Origin of the sequence: Companilactobacillus nantensis DSM 16982 (genome assembly GCF_001435815.1) — a bacterium.
Lineage (GTDB): Bacteria > Bacillota > Bacilli > Lactobacillales > Lactobacillaceae > Companilactobacillus > Companilactobacillus nantensis.
Map to the genome: position 1 here is coordinate 1 of NZ_AZFV01000073.1, position 1,615 is coordinate 1,615.

The window sequence follows — 1,615 nt, forward strand, 5'->3', positions numbered from 1 at the left end:
GCTGGACTTCTACGGATAGTAACTGACTTTATAACTTCGGGGATATCCCTACCACACTTAAATTTCATTTCTCCAAGTTTAGGAAGTTTAATGTGGGACTTATTAATCTGCATAATATTGTGATTGACACATTTTGAACGGTAGCTTTGACGTGGGTATTTTCTACTTTTGAATTTTGGATAACCGGCATGTTCTTTGAANTATTTTTAATAGTGGTAAGAGCTTATCCATATCATACTGAGATACAAACTTACAATCAGGATTATTTTCATAGCGGTCTTTGTGCATAGCTAACATTAAGTTCCAAACTTTCCGTACACAGCCGAAATTTCTTTCGATACTTTGAATTTGAAATTCAGAAGGATATATACGAAGTTTTATTCCCTTTTGTGTCATATGTTCACCTCCTGCCTGTTATAATGTGGACATATTGTAACATCATGGAGATACATATGTTAGTAAAAAAGCGAACAAAAGTATATGATTTTAACTTCCATCTAGTATGGACAACAAAGTACCGAAAACAGGTGTTTACAAACGATATAAGAAGAAATGATATGAAAAATATTCTTCTTAAAATATCGGAAAGATATGGTATCGAGGTCAATAATATCGAAATTATGCCCGATCACGTTCATATGATGATAAGTTTTCCACCAGATATGACACCATCATCAATAGTCAAATCATTAAAGGGAACTTCAGCAAGAATGTGGTTCAAACATTACCCAGAAACAAAGATACAACTTTGGGGCGGACACCTATGGTCGCCAAGTTATTTTATGAGTACCTTAGGCAATGTTTCTAAAGAAATAGTGAATCAATATATTAATTCACAAGTGACAAAATATAATAATGGAAAACCTACTGGAAAGGAGTAAGTTGATCAAGACATTGATTCATCTCGGAAATGAATTACCGAGCTTTCTCAATTAGCAACTTTTGTAAATAACGATTTTAAGGATATTATGTTGAATCGTCACTCATATCGAAAATTTCAAAGTGATGTGGTAATTCCTCGTGAAGAGATTTCGGAAATGCTTGAGGAAGCTATCTCAGCCCCTTCAGCATGTAATTTGCAATCATGGCACTTCGTTGTCTGTGATGATGCTAAAGGTAAGGAAAAGGCTCACTCAGTAATGATGCCATTCAATTACTCACAAGTTGATAGTGCTTCAGCAGTTATTTTCGTTTTAGGAGATACTGAATCGCATCTGAAGTATCGTGATGTTTGGAATAAAGCTTGTGAGAATGGTCAAATCACTGCCGAGGAACGTGACAAAATATTCAAGACCTTCTTACCTTTATATGAACATGCCGACAGAAGTTTCTTGGAAAAAGACGCTACAATCGATGGTAGTATGGCAGCCATGCAATTACTACTCGTTGCTAGAGCTCACGGTTACGAGGCCAACCCAATGTCAGGTTACTTCTTTGATAAAGTCGTTGATGCTTTTGGCTTAGACAGCAAACGTTATATCCCAATTACAGCCATTGCTATCGGCAAACCAGAAGGAACATTTACTAAATCAGTCCGTTATAACGTTAATGATGTAACAGAATTTATGTAATTAAAAAAAGATTAGTTAGAGAAAGGGGCTGTGACAAAAGTCCT

2 protein-coding genes and 1 pseudogene are annotated in these 1,615 nt (G+C 35.6%); 2 read left to right on the plus strand and 1 reads right to left on the minus strand.

The window, feature by feature from the left end:
• Nucleotides 1–201 precede the first annotated feature (201 nt).
• Nucleotides 202–396, minus strand: a pseudogene (locus tag FD31_RS14600) (helix-turn-helix domain-containing protein); the annotation flags it as partial.
• Between the two features lie 56 nt (nucleotides 397–452).
• On the opposite strand from FD31_RS14600, the gene tnpA reads away from it, so the two are divergent.
• Nucleotides 453–881 (plus strand): IS200/IS605 family transposase, encoded by a 429-nt coding sequence (gene tnpA, locus FD31_RS13730; RefSeq protein WP_057893325.1) that lies wholly within the window; start codon nucleotides 453–455, stop codon nucleotides 879–881.
• Nucleotides 882–968: 87 nt separating this feature from the next.
• A complete protein-coding gene (locus FD31_RS13735; protein ID WP_057893326.1) occupies nucleotides 969–1,571 on the plus strand; it encodes a nitroreductase family protein in 603 nt (200 codons plus the stop codon).
• The last annotated feature ends 44 nt before the right edge of the window (nucleotides 1,572–1,615 follow it).